Source organism: Paenibacillus diazotrophicus (genome assembly GCF_042610465.1).
Map to the genome: position 1 here is coordinate 37,057 of NZ_JBGJZN010000013.1, position 15,308 is coordinate 52,364.

The 15,308-nt window shown below is 47.4% G+C and carries 16 protein-coding genes and 1 other annotated feature; all 16 genes read right to left on the minus strand.

Going from position 1 to position 15,308, the window contains the following annotated elements:
• Nucleotides 1-35: 35 nt before the first annotated feature.
• Entirely contained in the window at nt 36-3,581 is a 3,546-nt protein-coding gene (gene rpoB / locus ACAN54_RS28705) for a DNA-directed RNA polymerase subunit beta (RefSeq protein WP_379163861.1), read from the minus strand.
• A gap of 423 nt (nt 3,582-4,004) precedes the next feature.
• Nucleotides 4,005-4,601 (minus strand): class I SAM-dependent methyltransferase, encoded by a 597-nt coding sequence (locus tag ACAN54_RS28710; RefSeq protein WP_379163864.1) that lies wholly within the window; start codon nt 4,599-4,601, stop codon nt 4,005-4,007.
• Between the two features lie 136 nt (nt 4,602-4,737).
• Nucleotides 4,738-5,097 (minus strand): 50S ribosomal protein L7/L12, encoded by a 360-nt coding sequence (rplL, locus tag ACAN54_RS28715; RefSeq protein WP_379163867.1) that lies wholly within the window; start codon nt 5,095-5,097, stop codon nt 4,738-4,740.
• A gap of 65 nt (nt 5,098-5,162) precedes the next feature.
• Complete coding sequence (rplJ, locus tag ACAN54_RS28720; protein WP_379163870.1) at nt 5,163-5,666, minus strand: 50S ribosomal protein L10; 504 nt, start codon at nt 5,664-5,666, stop codon at nt 5,163-5,165.
• A 64-nt stretch (nt 5,667-5,730) separates the two neighbouring features.
• Nucleotides 5,731-5,884: a sequence feature (ribosomal protein L10 leader region), on the minus strand.
• A gap of 68 nt (nt 5,885-5,952) precedes the next feature.
• Nucleotides 5,953-6,645, minus strand: coding sequence for a 50S ribosomal protein L1 (gene rplA / locus ACAN54_RS28725; protein ID WP_074086516.1), 693 nt, complete (start codon nt 6,643-6,645; stop codon nt 5,953-5,955).
• 81 nt (nt 6,646-6,726) lie between these two features.
• Nucleotides 6,727-7,152, minus strand: a complete 426-nt coding sequence (rplK, locus tag ACAN54_RS28730) for a 50S ribosomal protein L11 (RefSeq protein WP_020427083.1) — start codon at nt 7,150-7,152, stop codon at nt 6,727-6,729.
• Between the two features lie 75 nt (nt 7,153-7,227).
• Complete coding sequence (gene nusG / locus ACAN54_RS28735; protein WP_020427084.1) at nt 7,228-7,761, minus strand: transcription termination/antitermination protein NusG; 534 nt, start codon at nt 7,759-7,761, stop codon at nt 7,228-7,230.
• 21 nt (nt 7,762-7,782) lie between these two features.
• Nucleotides 7,783-7,974 (minus strand): preprotein translocase subunit SecE, encoded by a 192-nt coding sequence (secE, locus tag ACAN54_RS28740; RefSeq protein WP_019908206.1) that lies wholly within the window; start codon nt 7,972-7,974, stop codon nt 7,783-7,785.
• Between the two features lie 20 nt (nt 7,975-7,994).
• Nucleotides 7,995-8,144 carry a 50S ribosomal protein L33 gene (gene rpmG, locus ACAN54_RS28745; RefSeq protein ID WP_074086515.1) on the minus strand — a complete coding sequence of 50 codons (150 nt, stop codon included), beginning with the start codon at nt 8,142-8,144 and terminating at the stop codon, nt 7,995-7,997.
• 487 nt (nt 8,145-8,631) lie between these two features.
• Nucleotides 8,632-9,276 carry an RNA polymerase sporulation sigma factor SigH gene (gene sigH / locus ACAN54_RS28750; protein ID WP_019908203.1) on the minus strand — a complete coding sequence of 215 codons (645 nt, stop codon included), beginning with the start codon at nt 9,274-9,276 and terminating at the stop codon, nt 8,632-8,634.
• A 161-nt stretch (nt 9,277-9,437) separates the two neighbouring features.
• Nucleotides 9,438-9,959, minus strand: coding sequence for an NYN domain-containing protein (locus ACAN54_RS28755; protein WP_379163874.1), 522 nt, complete (start codon nt 9,957-9,959; stop codon nt 9,438-9,440).
• 2 nt (nt 9,960-9,961) lie between these two features.
• Nucleotides 9,962-10,723: a 23S rRNA (guanosine(2251)-2'-O)-methyltransferase RlmB gene (rlmB, locus tag ACAN54_RS28760; RefSeq protein ID WP_379163877.1), complete on the minus strand. Its 762-nt coding sequence runs from the start codon at nt 10,721-10,723 to the stop codon at nt 9,962-9,964.
• 39 nt (nt 10,724-10,762) lie between these two features.
• On the minus strand, nt 10,763-11,200 hold the full coding sequence (locus tag ACAN54_RS28765; protein ID WP_379163880.1) for a Mini-ribonuclease 3: 438 nt from the start codon (nt 11,198-11,200) through the stop codon (nt 10,763-10,765).
• A complete protein-coding gene (cysS, locus tag ACAN54_RS28770) occupies nt 11,197-12,603 on the minus strand; it encodes a cysteine--tRNA ligase (protein WP_379163883.1) in 1,407 nt (468 codons plus the stop codon). Before cysS ends, ACAN54_RS28765 begins: the two co-directional genes overlap by 4 nt.
• 54 nt (nt 12,604-12,657) lie before the next feature.
• Nucleotides 12,658-13,350 carry a serine O-acetyltransferase gene (gene cysE / locus ACAN54_RS28775; RefSeq protein ID WP_379163886.1) on the minus strand — a complete coding sequence of 231 codons (693 nt, stop codon included), beginning with the start codon at nt 13,348-13,350 and terminating at the stop codon, nt 12,658-12,660.
• A 480-nt stretch (nt 13,351-13,830) separates the two neighbouring features.
• Nucleotides 13,831-15,294: a glutamate--tRNA ligase gene (gltX, locus tag ACAN54_RS28780; protein ID WP_379163889.1), complete on the minus strand. Its 1,464-nt coding sequence runs from the start codon at nt 15,292-15,294 to the stop codon at nt 13,831-13,833.
• Nucleotides 15,295-15,308: the final 14 nt, after the last annotated feature.

A 15,308-nucleotide genomic window follows, 5' to 3' on the forward strand; every position in this document is an offset into this window, starting at 1 on the left:
GCACGGTTCATTTCATGAAATTATCTTCCATCGAACTATTCTATACCGACTTCTGCGCCTTCCAAGTTAAGGCTCAGCTTATCGCCTGACGTCTCGTCCTCATCGTCCAGTTCTTTCATCTCAATCTCCTGCTCATCGCCACTGAGGATCTTAACATCCATACCAAGCGACTGCAGTTCCTTGATCAATACTTTGAACGCTTCTGGAACACCAGGTTCAGGTAAGTTTTCACCTTTGACAATGGATTCGTACGTTTTCACACGTCCAACCACGTCATCGGATTTAACTGTCAGAATTTCTTGCAGTGTGTAAGCAGCGCCATAGGCTTCAAGCGCCCAAACTTCCATTTCCCCGAAACGTTGTCCACCAAACTGGGCTTTACCACCGAGTGGTTGCTGGGTAACGAGTGAGTAAGGACCTGTGGAGCGGGCATGAATCTTATCATCAACCATGTGCGCCAGCTTAATCATGTGCATAACACCGACAGTTACTTCACGTTCGAAGCGTTCACCTGTACGTCCATCGTATAGCACAGTTTTACCATTGCGCTGCATGCCAGCTTCTTCCATCGTATCAAAAACGTCATACTCGCGCGCCCCGTCAAATACCGGAGTGGCTACGTGAATACCCAAACGAAGTGCAGCCATACCAATATGAACTTCCAGCACCTGTCCGATGTTCATACGGGAAGGAACGCCCAGAGGGTTCAATACTACCTGTACAGGTGTACCATCCGGCAGGAAAGGCATATCTTCTTCAGGAAGAATACGGGCAACGACACCCTTGTTACCGTGACGTCCGGCCATTTTGTCACCCTCAGAGATTTTACGTTTCTGAGCAATGTAGACACGAACCAATTGATTCACACCCGGAGGCAGTTCATCACCATTCTCACGAGTAAAGACTTTGACGTCAACGATAATGCCATCACTACCATGAGGAACTCGCAGTGAAGTATCGCGTACTTCCCGTGCCTTCTCACCAAAGATTGCATGGAGCAAGCGCTCTTCAGCAGTCAGTTCAGTTACACCCTTAGGAGTTACTTTGCCGACCAGGATGTCACCAGCATTGATCTCTGCACCAATACGGATAATACCGCGTTCGTCGAGGTTACGCAGTGCTTCTTCACCGACATTCGGAATATCACGCGTAATCTCTTCAGGTCCCAGCTTCGTGTCGCGCGCTTCGGATTCGTATTCTTCAATATGAATTGAAGTGTATACATCTTCCTTAACAAGCTTTTCGCTTAGCAGGATCGCATCCTCGTAGTTGTAACCTTCCCAAGTCATGAACGCAACCACTACGTTGCGGCCCAGGGCCAATTCACCCATTTCTGTGGAAGGACCATCTGCAAGAATATCACCCTTCTTCACAACGTCGCCTCTTTTAGCCAGCGGACGCTGATTTATGCAGGTACCTTGGTTCGAACGCATAAATTTGTGTAATTTATACTTAACGATATCACCTTTGACTTCTTTGCCTTCAATCATCTCAACCCGGCGCAGCCAGATTTCGTTGGCAGAAGAACGTTCAATAATACCGTCATATTTGGAGACAATACATACGCCAGAGTCCTTAGCGGATTTGTGCTCCATTCCAGTACCGACAAGCGGAGCCTTCGGAATCAGAAGTGGAACGGCTTGGCGCTGCATGTTGGATCCCATCAGTGCGCGGTTGGAGTCATCGTTCTCAAGGAACGGAATGAGTGCCGTAGCGACTGATACAACCTGTTTTGGCGATACATCCATGTAGTCAACGCGGTTACTAGGCATAGTGGTGATGTTGTCCGAATCCTTGTTGTAACGAACGATAACCATATCTTCCTTAAAGGTTCCATCTTCATCAATCTGCACGTTCGCCTGAGCAACTACATAGTTATCTTCTTCATCGGCGGTCAAATAATCGATATGCTCGGTCACCTTGCCGGTTTTTGGATCCACCCAACGATATGGAGCTTCAATAAATCCGTATTCGTTGATGCGGGCAAAGGTAGACAAGGAGTTAATCAGACCAATGTTCGGACCTTCCGGTGTTTCAATTGGACACATACGACCGTAGTGACTGTGATGGACGTCGCGAACCTCAAAGCCCGCGCGTTCACGAGTCAGACCACCTGGTCCCAGTGCAGACAGACGACGTTTATGCGTAAGTTCTGCAAGCGGGTTCGTCTGGTCCATAAACTGTGACAATTGTGAGCTACCGAAGAACTCTTTAATGGACGCGATAACCGGACGAATATTGATCAGAGCCTGCGGAGTTATGGCATTCGCATCCTGAATCGACATTCTCTCACGAACTACACGTTCCATACGGGATAAACCGATACGGAATTGGTTCTGCAGAAGTTCACCTACGGAACGCAAACGACGGTTACCCAAATGGTCAATATCATCTGTATTGCCGATGCCGTGCAGCAAATTTATAAAGTAGCTGATCGAGGAGATAATATCAGCCTGTGTAATGTGTTTAACGGATTTATCGATATTGCCGTTAGCAATCAGTTTGATAACCCGGCCTTCTTCAATCGGCGAGAATACATCGATCGTTTGCAGCGGGATATCTTCGCTGTCCACGACTCCACCAGTCACACGATAAGTTTTGGCAGCGACTTCCTTCTCAAAATAAGGAATCAACTCATCCAAAAGTCTGCGGTCAACCATTTGTCCGGATTCCGCCAGAATTTCTCCAGTGGATTCATCAACCAATGGCTGTGCCAACCGCTGGTTAAACAAACGATTCTTAATGTGCAGCTTTTTATTGATCTTGTAACGACCGACATTAGCCAAATCATAGCGCTTTGGATCGAAGAAACGCGCGACCAAAAGACTTTTTGCGTTATCCAATGTCGGAGGCTCGCCCGGACGCAGACGCTCGTAGATTTCAATAAGCGCCTTCTCAGTCGAGTCGGTATTGTCTTTATCCAGCGTATTTCGAATATATTCATCATTTCCAAGCAGTTCCAGAATCTCGGCATCACTGCCGAAACCGAGAGCACGCAGAAGGACGGTAACAGGAATTTTACGTGTGCGATCGATACGAACATACATGATGTCCTTAGCGTCCGTCTCCAATTCCAGCCAGGCTCCACGGTTTGGAATTACTGTGGCGGTGTAGGTTTTTTTGCCGTTTTTATCCACTTTTGTGCTGAAATAGACGCTTGGAGAGCGAACCAACTGGCTGACAATAACCCGTTCCGCACCATTGATAATAAAAGTGCCGGTCTCCGTCATCAGCGGGAAATCTCCCATGAACACTTCCTGCTCTTTGACCTCACCGGTCTCCTTATTGATGAGCCGCACCTTCACACGCAGAGGAGCCGCATATGTTACGTCCCGCTCTTTAGCGTCGTCAACCGTATACTTCGGTTCGCCTAGGCTGTAATCAATGAACTCAAGCACCAAATTACCTGTGAAATCCTGGATTGGCGAGATGTCCTGGAACATTTCACGCAAACCTTCCTCCAAAAACCAATCATACGATTTTTGTTGGATCTCGATCAGGTTAGGGACCTCGAGTACCTCTTTAATTCTCGCATAGCTCCGCCGAGTGCGTCGACCATACTGAACAAGATGTCCTGCCAACTTTACTCACCCCTCATGTCTACTCACTTAAAAATTTGATTGCGAACCCTTGTTTGGACCCGTATAATGGAACAATAACACAAGGACTCAGCCATAAATAAAGAAAAGCCCTTATCGAAATCTTCGAAAAAAGAGCGCATCTTTCCACGGCCAAAATACTCCTTATCCGTAGATTTGCCTAAAACGTAGGTATTATACGTCACCAAGCAACAGTTTATGCGCTATTATCTATTGACCCGGCGACCTTCGCCGTGAAAGGAACATAGAGAACTGAATTCGCAAAAACTTGCCGTACGGCATGCGCTTACCGGCGACAATATATTACTTGACATTTCAGCAAACTAAAGACATGGAGCCTATCTTAATACTGACATTTTATAATAATAACACTATCGACAATACATGTCAACAGGATATATATTTTTATTTCCGCGCTTTAATAATTCGATAACCTTTATCTTTCCCAACTTCTTCTACATCCTCAAACATACTCTCAAGCTTGGCCGATGCTGATGGTGCACCCTGTTTTTTCTGGATCACAACCCACAGCGTACCACCCTCATTCAAATGCTCATAGGCTTGTTCAAAAATTTGATGTACGACCGCTTTACCGGCTCGAATCGGAGGATTTGTCAAAATCACATCGAATTTCTGACCCTTCACTGCAGAGAGTACATCGCTCTCCAATACAGTTACATTGTTAAAGCCATTGTTCCTGGCATTCTCACGTGCTAGCTCTACCGCCCGGCTGTTAATGTCAATCATCGTGATGTGTCCCTTGGGAGCCAGATAAGCGGCGCTAATCCCAATCGGGCCGTAACCACAACCCACATCAAGCACGGACGTTCCATCCGGAATATCCATTGTTTCGATTAATACACGGCTGCCGTAATCAATGTCTCCTTTAGAAAAGACACCGGCGTCGCTGGTAAAGCGGAGGCTTTTTCCTCTTAGAACCGTATCGATGGTGCGTCTGTCATGACGTGCATCCGGCTGCTGCGAGTAATAATGCTGCGACATATAATCCTCCCTTTCATTCTGCTCATTTCTAGCAGGTATAACTTATACAGCAACCCCCTTGAACAAGTTCAAGGGGGTTGCCAGAACCGGGAGCAGGCAGAATACCTATTCCCGGTACAAAACCATAAAGCTTATATTACTTCACTTCTACAGCTGCGCCTGCTTCTTCCAATTTTGCTTTGGTAGTGTCGGCTTCTTCTTTGCTTACTTTTTCTTTGATTGCTTTTGGTGCGTTGTCTACGAGGTCTTTAGCTTCTTTCAAGCCAAGGCCTGTGATTTCGCGAACGATCTTGATAACGTTGATTTTGGAAGCGCCAGCGCTTGTCAAAATTACGTCGAATTCGGATTGTTCTTCTACTACTGCTGCTACTGCGCCACCAACAGCTACTGGAGCTGCTGCAGTTACGCCGAATTCTTCTTCGATTGCTTTAACCAGGTCGTTCAGTTCCAATACGCTCATGCCTTTAATTTCTTCCAAGATTGTTTCTTTGCTCATGATTGAACCTCCATTTTATATTAAAATTATTTTGTGGTAATGATTATGATGCAAGAAGCAAAGGCTTACGCGCTTTGTTCTTCCTTGTCAGCAACGGCTTTAACTGCAAGCGCGAAGTTGCGCATTGGAGCTTGAAGCACGCTAAGCAGCATGGACAGCAAACCTTCGCGGGAAGGAAGCTCAGCCAGTGCTTTTAGTTGGTCCGCATCAATGACACGGCCTTCCACAACGCCACCCTTAAGCTTCAGAGCGTCGTTCTTTTTAGCGAAATCATTCAGAATCTTAGCCGCTGCTACTGCGTCTGTTTCGCTGAAAGCGACCGCTGTAGGGCCAGTCAGAACAGCATCGAGATCAGTCAGTTCAGCCGCAGCTGTTGCACGACGAACCAATGTGTTCTTCAGGACTTGAAAATCCACCCCAGCTTCACGAAGCTGCTTGCGCAGTTCAGTCACTTGGGCAACGTTCAATCCGCGGTAGTCGACAACAACAGTAGATACACTGTTTTGCAGCTTGCCAGTAACGACATCAACCGCATCCTGTTTAGCTTGGATTACTTTTACATTTGCCAATTGTATACACCTCCTGAAAAATTATGTCACGGTGGTTACTTCCGAGGAATCCGCACCGTCCTACGCAGGCATTAGAAAAGCCTCCGCAGATTCACGAAGGCTTGATAAAACGATAGTGGTCAGGCACGCGCCTTACACTTCTTGTTTCTATCACAACACCTCGGTAGGGAATTAAGCCTCTCGGCACCTACTGTCTACGGTAAGCATATTCAAGTTGAAGAATGATCACCTTAAAGTTCACAACTGTTACAGATTATCAAAGATGACTCAGAGAGTCAACCTTTATTTATCTGAATGCAGCTGCATTCACACGAGCGCTTGGTCCCATAGTAGACGAAATTGCGATGCCTTTAAGGTATACACCTTTGGCAGCAGCTGGTTTCGCACGGTTCAGGGCGTCGATCAGGGATTTAAGGTTTTCGTTCAATTGCTCAGCATTAAAAGACACTTTGCCGATAGGCGCGTGAATTTGGCCTGCTTTATCGAGACGGTATTCGATTTTACCAGCTTTAATTTCTTGAACAGCTTTAGTAACATCGAAAGTAACTGTGCCGGCTTTAGGGTTAGGCATAAGACCTTTACCACCAAGAAGACGACCAAGTTTACCGACTTCACTCATCATATCAGGTGTAGCTACGCAGACGTCGAATTCAAACCAGCCCTGTTGGATCTTGTTGATCATATCCTGATCGCCTACAAAATCCGCGCCAGCAGCTTCCGCTTCTTTCGCTTTTTCACCTTTTGCAAATACAAGCACGCGTTGTGTTTTACCTGTGCCGTGTGGCAGGACAACTACACCACGAACTGCTTGGTCTTGTTTACGCGGGTCTACACCCAGACGAACTGCTGCTTCAACGGTTTCGTCGAATTTGGCAGTTGCCGCCTTTTTCACAAGCTCTACAGCTTCTGAAGGCTCGTAAGTTGCTTCGCTGTTAATCAGCTTAGCAGATTCCTGGTATTTCTTACCGTGTTTAGCCATGAAAATGTTCCTCCTTTGTGGTGTTAGCGGAAATTCCTCCCACATATTGCGGTCATGTAAGACCGGTTCATCGAAAACATATTAGTCTTCGATTGTGATTCCCATACTGCGGGCAGTACCTTCAACCATACGCATTGCAGCTTCGATAGATGCAGCGTTAAGGTCAGGCATTTTTGTTTCGGCGATTTCACGAACCGCTGCGCGGCCCAGTTTCGCTACTTTTTTCTTGTTTGGTTCACCGGATCCTTTTTCTACTTTCGCAGCGATGCGAAGCAGAACAGCAGCCGGAGGAGTTTTGGTGATGAAGGTAAAGGAACGGTCTTCAAATACTGTGATTTCAACCGGGATGATCAGACCAGCCTGATCAGCAGTACGAGCGTTGAATTCCTTACAGAATGCCATGATGTTGACACCTGCTTGACCTAACGCTGGACCTACTGGAGGCGCTGGATTCGCTTTCCCTGCAGGAATCTGCAGTTTCACCATTTTAATTACTTTTTTAGCCATGAGTGACACCTCCTTGCAAAAATAGTGGTATTCGAACACTATAGAGTGTTCTCCCACAAGAAACCCTTGCGGCTGTTATATTTTCTCCACTTGAGTGAAATCCAACTCCAGCGGGGTTTCCCGTCCAAACATGTTGACATGCACTTTGATCTTGCTCTTATCAGCCAAAATTTCTTCCACAGAGCCCACAAAATTCGCAAAGGGACCAACCATAATACGTACGGATTCCTTAATTTCGAAATCAATCTTCGCTTTAGGTTCAACCATGCCCATATGCTTCAGAATCTGTTCAACTTCTTCAGGAAGCAGAGCGGTAGGTTTGGACCCGGAACCTGTCGAACCAACAAATCCGGTAACGCCCGGCGTATTGCGGACTACATACCAAGAATCATCAGTTTGAACCATTTCGACCAAAACATAACCAGGGTAAACTTTACGCATGACGGTTTTTTTCTTGCCGTCCTTGTTTACCAGTTCTTCTTCCATAGGAACAAGAACACGGAATATTTTGTCTTCCATGCCCATGGACTCAACGCGTTTTTCCAAATTGGCCTTGACCTTATTCTCATACCCGGAATAGGTATGAACAACATACCATCTTTTTTCCATACCAAGCCACCTGGGACCTCTCTAAATAATCCTTTCGATCACAGCGGAAATACCGATGTCCAGAACCCAGAAGTAAAGAGCGATCACTACAATTGTACCGAGAACGATCAATGTATAGTTTTTCAATTCTTTACGGCTAGGCCAGCGAACTTTTTTGAGTTCACTCCAGCTCTCAGTGAAAAAGGAAAACAAAGACTTGAAACTACGTTTCACGCCGACTACACCTCCAAAGACTATCTGGTTTCGCGATGAGGAGTTTGCTCGTTACAGAACTTGCAAAATTTCTTCATCTCCAAGCGGTCGGGGTGATTTCGCTTGTTTTTGGTTGTCGCATAGTTTCTTTGTTTGCAACTTGTACAAGCCAAAGTGATAATTACCCGCATGATGTGCACCTCCCGAAGACGTCCTTCTAATCATGAAATTAGAAGACGCAAATATTGATCCTAAAAAAAAGCCGCGAATTTAGGCCTACCTAAAACACTTTAGCATAATGTCAACCACTGTGTCAACGAAAGATTTCCCCCATCGCATTGGGTAATTTCGGGTGCTGAAGCCTGATAACGCACGTAGTCTCTGTCCTTAACTTTTCGCGCCAATCGCTGTCCATCCTGTAAGATCAGATTCCATAATTGCATGAACCCTCTTCAGATCCTCCAGGAGAATCTGCCGGTAAACCATCGCTAAAACGAAAGCATTCCTTTTTTTTGGGGAATAACTTATTCATTTCTACTTATCATTATGGGGCATTTGCATTGCGTATAAACCTACTGTCAACGGCAAAGGGCTACAATCTGTCTGTCCATTCATTAGAACACTCTCAAAACACTAAAAAAAGACTCGATGTCCGAGCCTTTCCTGTACAGTATATCATTAATTGTCACGCACTTCCAGATATCTTTCCAATTTCCGCTTCACTCTCTGCAAGGCGTTGTCTATCGATTTCACATGGCGCTTCAGATCCTCTGCAATCTCCTGATAGGACCGTCCGTCTAGATAGAGCATTAGAACCTTACGTTCCAGATCACTCAGAATCTCGGCCATCTTATCTTCCAGACCAATGAACTCTTCCTGGTTAATAATCAATTCTTCCGGATCAAGCACCTGTGTTCCGCAAATGACATCCATAAGCGTCCGATCGGAATCCTCATCGTAAATTGGCTTGTCCAATGAGACATAGGAATTGAGCGGTATATGCTTCTGGCGGGTAGCCGTCTTAATAGCGGTAATAATCTGACGAGTAATGCAGAGCTCGGCAAATGCCTTGAATGAAGAAAGTTTGTCACCTTTGAAGTCACGAATCGCCTTGTACAGGCCTATCATACCTTCCTGCACGATATCTTCACGGTCTGCCCCAATCAGAAAATACGAACGGGCTTTGGCACGGACAAAATTACGGTACTTATTGATTAAATGTTCCAATGCGCCACTGTCGCCACCACGGAAGATCTCGACAATTTCTTCATCGCTTATGAAATCATACTCGGACAGCATTATTTCCTTGAGGTCGACACTCACCAAGAATCCCCCCGGCTGCAACGCAAGACACATCGTTACTTCGCAAATATAGGATCAGTATATATTATGTTACCTTACACCGTCAACCGCAGATTGTCCAAAATCAATCTTCAATAACATTTTATGGTATTTTTCACGAAAACGCTTTAATCCCAGTTATATTACTGACGGCGCCAGTCCTCCAGCCGTTTGCGGACTTCAGGCGGCAGCTTATCTTCCAGTGAGTGCCTAGTGGAACTGATGCTCCCCGGCTCGATTGCCTTCTTAACCTGTTTCTGGTTTTCTTCAATCTCCAGACGCAGCTCACGGGCTGATATCCGCAGTGCTCCTTGTGCAAAGATAACGTGCTGCTCCACAAAGTCGCTGGTCGCCACGTAAATCTGCCGTCTGCGGTGATTAAACTCCCCGACCAGCCGCTCTATGCATTCATCTGCTGTTTCTTTTTCCTTGGTGAAGAACACCTGTACTTTCCCCTGCACAAAAGATCTGCCCAATCCCGGCACACGGTAGGCATCGAATACGGCAATGACACGCAGTCCCGAGAATGCCTGATAATCAGCAAGCATATCCAGCAGCCGGTCGCGCGCTTCCTGCATTCCTGTAAGTGATAATTCGGCAAGATCAGGCCAGCCGCCAATCATATTGTAGCCATCCACAAGCAGAATATCGCGCCAGTCGGCCATAACTATCCCTGCTGTTGCCGGCGGCGCAGCACCTCATACATAATAACGCCTGCGGCAACTGAAGCGTTTAGCGAGTTAATTTTCCCGGCCATCGGAAGTTTTAGCAGCACGTCACATTTCTCCCGGATCAGGCGGCCCATTCCTTTATTCTCATTCCCTATCACCACTGCTACCGGACCTGTAAATATATCAGAAGCATAGAGATTCTGATCTGTATCCACATCGGTTCCGACTACCCATACCCCAAGCTCTTTGAGGCGGTCAATCGTCTGTCCTAGGTTGGTCACGCGTGCGACTGGAACATATTCTACTGCTCCTGCAGAGGTTTTGGATACAGTTGCCGTGATTTGCGCAGACCGACGTTTCGGAACAATAACTCCGTGCACACCGGTACAGTCGGCTGTTCGAAGGATGGATCCCAGATTGTGCGGATCTTCGATTTCATCAAGCAGAATCAGAAACGGCGGTTCTCCTTTGGCTTCTGCGGCAGCCAGAATATCTGCAACCTCTGCATAGGCAAAAGGTGCAGCTTGTGCTACTACTCCTTGGTGCTGTACGCCAGGCGCAAGCTGGTCCAGCTTTCTTTTATCCACATGCTGAATCACAATTCCCGCTTTACGCGCTTCGGCAATAATGGGTGCTGTTAAGTGTTTTTGCGCCGTTTCAGCGATCCATATCTTATTAAGTGTACGGCCGGCACGAAGCGCCTCAAGCACTGAATGCTTGCCCGCCAATACTTCTTCTTCTGTCCTCAATTCTTCCATGTTCATGCCTCCTATTCTAAATATCTCTACCTTACGGCCTTACTTGGGCCGGTTCATCATATATTGGATGCTGCTGTCAACGAGTTCTTGGATGCGGGCTTGCTGGCCTGTGTAATACAAATGACCAATTAGGCACTCAAAGGCTGTAGCATGCCTATATTCCAGCACATCCGCATTCTTGGGAATGGTCCCGGATTTGGCATTCCGCCCCTGCCGGGCAACATCCTTCTCTTCATCCGTAAGCATCGGCTCCAGAAAGGCAAGGATTGTGCTCTGTGCTTTGGCTGAGACCAGTCCGGTCGCTGTACGGTGTAAATGATTCGGACGCAGATTCGGCAGCGAGATCAAATACTGGCGAACTGCCACTTCATAAATAGCATCTCCGGCATACGCCAGTACCAATGGAGAAAGGAGACGTGCCGGTTTGGAGGGCTCGTAGGGGAACCAGGCACTCTCCGGATTAAATGGCCCGCTCATTTACGCCGCCACCGCATTCCTTGCGGAGTATCCTCAAGCAGTATGCCCATTGCACTTAGCTCATCGCGGATCTCATCGGAACGTCCCCAATTCTTGTTCTTGCGTGCTTCGGCACGTTCAGCAATCAGTCTCTCCACTTCTTCTCCAGCAACCTCCTCCTTAATCTCCGGGGTCAGTCGCAGCACAGTGTTCATTTCGGCAAAAGCTTGCAGTAACGCCGCGAAGTCCGCAGACGGCACTTCTGAGTTCGCAAGTGTATTATTCGCAAGGCTTACCCAGTCAAAAATTGCTGTAATGGCATCTGGAGTGTTAAAGTCATCCTGCATCTTGGCATGGAAATTGCCTGTAATCGCAGCCAAACGTTCTGTGATCTGTTCGCTTGCCTGACCTTTGGCACCTTCCGGATCAAGCTCAAGGCGGTGCTTCACGTTGCTCTCCGCAAGTGCAATACGTTCAGCGCTTTTTTCAGCGGACAGCATGGATTCTTCAGTGAAATTCAGCGGATTGCGGTAATGGGTCGAGAGCATGAAATAACGGATCGTTGCCGGTTTGAAGCGCTGGCGGATATCCTTTACCAGCAGACCGTTGCCGAGCGATTTCGACATTTTTTCATCACCGATATTAATAAACCCGTTATGCATCCAGTAGTTAGAAAGCGGCTTACCGCTTAAAGCTTCCGTCTGAGCACATTCGCACTCATGGTGCGGAAACTGGAGATCCTGTCCACCGCCATGAATATCAATAGTATCGCCAAGAAACTCACGGGCCATGGCTGAGCACTCGATATGCCAACCAGGACGTCCGTCTCCCCATGGACTGTGCCAATGGATTTCTCCAGGCTTCGCTGCTTTCCAGAGGACAAAATCCTCGGGCTTTTCTTTGCGTGAATCAACTTCCACCCGGATGCCGAAATGCAGCTCCTCCAGATTCTGGCGGGAAAGCTTGCCGTAATCAGTAAATTTGGCTGTACGGTAATAGACGTCACCGCCATTTTCGTAGGCGTAGCCTTTTTCCTCAAGCTCCTTAATGAACTCGATAATCAGCTCCATGCTCTGCGTAACCCGGGGGTTCATCGTCGCTGGTTTTACACTAAGTCCTGCAAGATCCTCCCAGTAGGCTTTGATAAACGTTTCCGCAACCTCTGCTACAGTAGTATTCATCTCTTCTGCCTTGCGGATCAGTTTGTCGTCTACATCCGTAAAGTTGGTAACATAATTGACTTCATACCCTATCTGTTCCAGATAGTTCCGGACGATGTCAAAAACAATCACCGGTCTGGCATTGCCTATATGCATGTAGCCGTAGACGGTTGGACCGCACACGTACATTTTAACCTTGCCTGATTCCTGTGGGACAAATTGTTCCTTACTGCGCGTCATTGTGTTATAGATTTGCAATGCCATGTTTGTTCCCAATCCTTTCTATTTGACCGCGGATTCTGTTGAATACCAGTATGCTTAGATTTCGTAATCACCTATATACTGCTGGCTCTCCAGGCGTCTCTGCTCCTGCTTCTGATGGTCCTCTGTACCCAGCTTTTCTCTGATTTCTTCGATCTCTTTCTGTAAAAAACGCAGGGAATCGACCAGGGGATCCGGCATTTTGGTGTGGTCGAGCCTGTCAGATACCCGTTCACCATTCCGTTTGACCACCCTCCCAGGGTTGCCCACCACTGTACTGTTGCTTGGCACTTCACGGAGAACAACCGAATTGGAACCGATATTGCAATTATCGCCGATCCGGAACGATCCCAATACTTTTGCACCGGAGCCGATCACAACATTATTGCCTACGGTCGGATGACGTTTCCCTTTTTCTTTACCCGTTCCCCCGAGTGTGACTCCTTGATAAATAATCACATCATCCCCGATTTCGCAGGTTTCTCCAATCACAATGCCCATTCCATGGTCAATGAATAAGCGGTTGCCAATCGTTGCCCCTGGATGAATTTCAACACCGGTCATAAATCTGCTAACTTGGGAAACGATACGTGCAAGCGTAAACCAGCGCCGTTTATAAAAAGAATGAGCTATCCGGTGTGCCCAAATAGCGTGAAGCCCGGCGTAGGTGAAGACAACCTCAAACCAGCTGCGGGCTGCGGGATCGTTGTCGAATACTGCCCGTATGTCCGACTTGACATGCTTAAACATCACGGTTCCCCTCTTCTTTGACTTCCTCGCCTCCTGTTAACAGGTACGCATAAGGAAGGTATTATCTACAGCCCACGTTCTCTTTATATACATGCATTTCAACAAAAAACGCCCCTGCAGCATAATGCTGCAGAGACGTTTAACCGCGGTCCCACTCTGCTTGGACGTTGCATGATTCACCGGATTCACCATTCTCAGCCAGTAAGTGCTTCTGTCCCTCTTGGCGTCTGTAACGGTAACGTCCCCGGCACTGTCTAATGTCCCATGAAGGAACACTCAACCGTGCAGCTCACAGGCGCATGTTCAGCGGCAGACAAATGAATAACTCCCAGCCTGCAAAGGAACAGTCCCTTGGCGGTTATTCTCTCTGGCAATTGTCTTTGTGCGCTTACTTTTCCTGATCCCAGCTATTATTGTATGCTTCTATCTTAGCTAAAAGACAACAGGCTGACAAGGGGATGCCCCTCCTGTTACTTCTTCTTAGGCCCCTTTGATCTGCGATTTCAGACGATCGATGACCCGGTTACGGCCCAAAAGAACTATTGTCGCATTCAGATCACGGCCATGTGTCTGTCCGGTTAAAGCAACACGGATTGGCATAAACAGCGCCTTACCCTTATGTCCGGTTTCTTTCTGGACTTCTTTAATCAGGACGGCCATGTTGCTGGCGGTAAATTCATCTGTGGCTTCTACCTTGCTCAGGAAAGCGGACAAGACTTCAGGCACCTGGTCTTCGGCCAGAATCTGGGCAGCTTCTGTCTCGAGCTCTACATGACTGCGGAAAAACAGCTCGGACAGCTCTACGATGTTCGATGCAGAAGTCATCTGCTCCTGGTATAGAGCAACCAGACTTTCCGCCCATGCCTGCTGCTCTTCATTCAGTGCATCCGGCAATCTTCCTGCTTTTTGCAGATGGGGAATAGCTAACGCCGCGATCCGCTTAGGATCTGCATGCTTGATATAGTGGTTATTCAAATGCGACAGCTTGTTGGTATCGAATACGGCAGGACTCTTGGATAGCCGGTTTGCATTGAAGATAGAGATCAGCTCTTCTTTGCTGAAAATCTCCTCTTCTCCCTCCGGCGACCAGCCCAGCAATGCAATAAAGTTGAACAATGCCTCTGGCAGATAGCCCAGCTGATCGTACTGCTCAATGAATTGAATAATGGATTCATTACGTTTGCTCAGCTTCTTGTGGTCATCCCCAACAATCAGGGTCATGTGTCCAAATAGCGGCGCTTCCCAGCCCAGTGCTTCATAAATCATCAATTGGCGAGGTGTATTCGAGATATGGTCTTCCCCGCGCAACACATGGGTAATCTCCATCAGATGATCATCCACTGCAACAGCGAAGTTATAGGTTGGTATTCCATCCTTCTTCACAATGACAAAGTCGCCCATCTCCTTGGAATTAAAAGAAATACTGCCCTTAACGATATCATCAAAGGTATAAGTGCGATCCTCTGGCACACGGAAGCGGATACTTGCTATACGTCCTTCTGCTTCATAAGCCTGGCGCTGATCTTCAGTCAGGTTCCGGTGTTTGCCGGAATAACGCGGAGTCTCGCCTCTAGCGGTCTGCTCTTCACGTTCAGCTTCAAGCTCTTCTTCTGTGCAGTAGCATCGGTACGCTAGTCCCCGGTCAAGCAGGTCCTGCCAGTATATGCGGTAAAGATCCAGACGTTCCGTCTGGCGGTAAGGTCCGTATTCACCGCCGACATCGACACTCTCATCCCAATCCATTCCCAGCCATTTCAAATATTTGAGCTGGCTTTCTTCCCCTTCAGCAATATTACGTTTTACGTCCGTATCTTCGATACGGATAATAAATTTGCCTCCCAGATTACGGGCAAATAAATAATTGAATAACGCCGTTCTGGCATTTCCGATATGTAAATGTCCCGTAGGGCTTGGTGCGTAACGCACCCGGACTTGATTAGCCATGTCATTCCCTCCGC